The following is a 1,517-nucleotide window of genomic DNA, read 5'->3' as shown; positions in this document are numbered from 1 at the left end:
TTCGTGGAAAATGTAGAAGCTCTGAGGAAAATAATCGAAAGGACATTCTATAAACAAACTTGCAGAGAGCTTATCATTTGCTAAGTCGTGGATCGAAAAGTTTATCCCATCGTGGATTTAGTTTTGTTGGGGACTATAATAGGTCTTTTGCTCAATTTCGGAGACGATAGGCCATCAACTATGCTTGCAGTAAGTGGTGGAGAGCCACTGCTTCAAAAGGAGGAAGTATTAAAATTGATTGAGTCATTGAAAACACGAACCAATTATACCGTTATGCTCGCAACGAATGGCTCTCTCGTCGAAGAGAATTTTATTAATAAAGCAAACGAACTGGGTCTTGATGGAATCATGACATCCTTCCGTCATATAGATGATGAATGGCATAAATGGTATACTGGAGGACATGGTATCCAAAATACGGTGGATACGCTTAAATTAGTCACGAAAAAGTTCAAAGGTATGGCTGTGGTTTCCTTAATTCCTTTTTCTTGCATAGATATGGTAGCCTTTGAAAATATGTGCAGGTTTCTACACGGTATAAATCCTGAGTTTGTTATAAGAATAATTTGTCCATTTCACGATAAGCATGAATATGAAGAATGTTGTGAAAAAAGATACCATAAAGTTGAAGAAATTGTGTTACGTTATTTTAATCACGTGGACCGAACCAATTACTTTTCTAATCAAATCAAAGGTGTAAGATATAAAATTGAAACCTCTGGAAATCGTATGAAATTGGTAAAAACCCATGAATGGGAAAAGAGAAAGGAGGTGACAAAGATTGGTTGAAAACTTCTTAGGGCTGCACGTTACCAGTAACTGTCAGTTGCGATGCAAACATTGCTACGCCCGGAACTACACCTATAATCCAGACACAACCATGGAGATACCTCTGGATATAATTGAAAACATTTGTATCGACTTCTTGAGCACCGAATTTCCGCTTAAAGACTATGCGATATACCTCAGCGGTGGTGAGCCTTTGTTGTATTCAAAATTTGAGCAACTCTGCAATTTGGTCAGAGAATTCCAGAGCCATCTCAGATTGAGCACGAATGGAATCCTTATACCAAAGTATATAGACGTTTTTGATAAAAATGACAGAATAATGGTCAGTATTGACGGCGACAGGGGAACTCATGACAGAATTAGAGGGAAGGGGTCGTATGATAAGGCGATAAAGGCGCTTGAGTGCTTACAGGAACATGAAATTAATCATTCAATAGGGTTTGCGCTGTGCAAGCTGAACTTCCACTGCATTGACCACATCATCGCGCTCTGCAAGAAATACGAATGCAACGTGTTAAATTTCGGGATGTATCAGACATTTAAAAAATCCAGCAAAACTGTCAGGTTTACTGAATGGCTGAAAGCGAAGGAATACGTGAGTAAATATGTCAAAACGCACGTAAAATGTGTGGAGACGGGATGCGTGGCAGGGATTTGTGGGGTGGCAGTTACTCCAGATTTGTATTACTGGGACTGCCCGAGGCATCAGGAAATCATTGGGAAGTATC

2 protein-coding genes are annotated in these 1,517 nt (G+C 39.5%); both read left to right on the top strand.

All coding sequences use genetic code 11. From position 1 onward, the window contains the following. The first annotated feature begins 180 nt into the window (after positions 1-180). On the top strand, positions 181-789 hold the full coding sequence (locus J7J01_03140) for a radical SAM protein (GenBank protein MCD6209884.1): 609 nt from the start codon (positions 181-183) through the stop codon (positions 787-789). Next, positions 782-1,517: radical SAM protein (locus tag J7J01_03135; GenBank protein ID MCD6209883.1), on the top strand; the 736-nt coding region annotated here is incomplete at its 3' end. The genes J7J01_03140 and J7J01_03135, both read left to right, overlap by 8 nt.

It is taken from the genome of Methanophagales archaeon, assembly GCA_021159465.1.
Lineage (GTDB): Archaea > Halobacteriota > Syntropharchaeia > Alkanophagales > Methanospirareceae > G60ANME1.
The sequence above is the reverse complement of the archived record's forward strand: the minus strand, read 5'-3'. Positions and strand labels throughout refer to the sequence as shown.

Bases quoted from the DNA above. Each gene is read 5' to 3' on its own strand.
- J7J01_03140 (MCD6209884.1), top strand. From the start codon at position 181: ATGCTTGCAGTAAGTGGTGGAGAGCCACTGCTTCAAAAGGAGGAAGTA.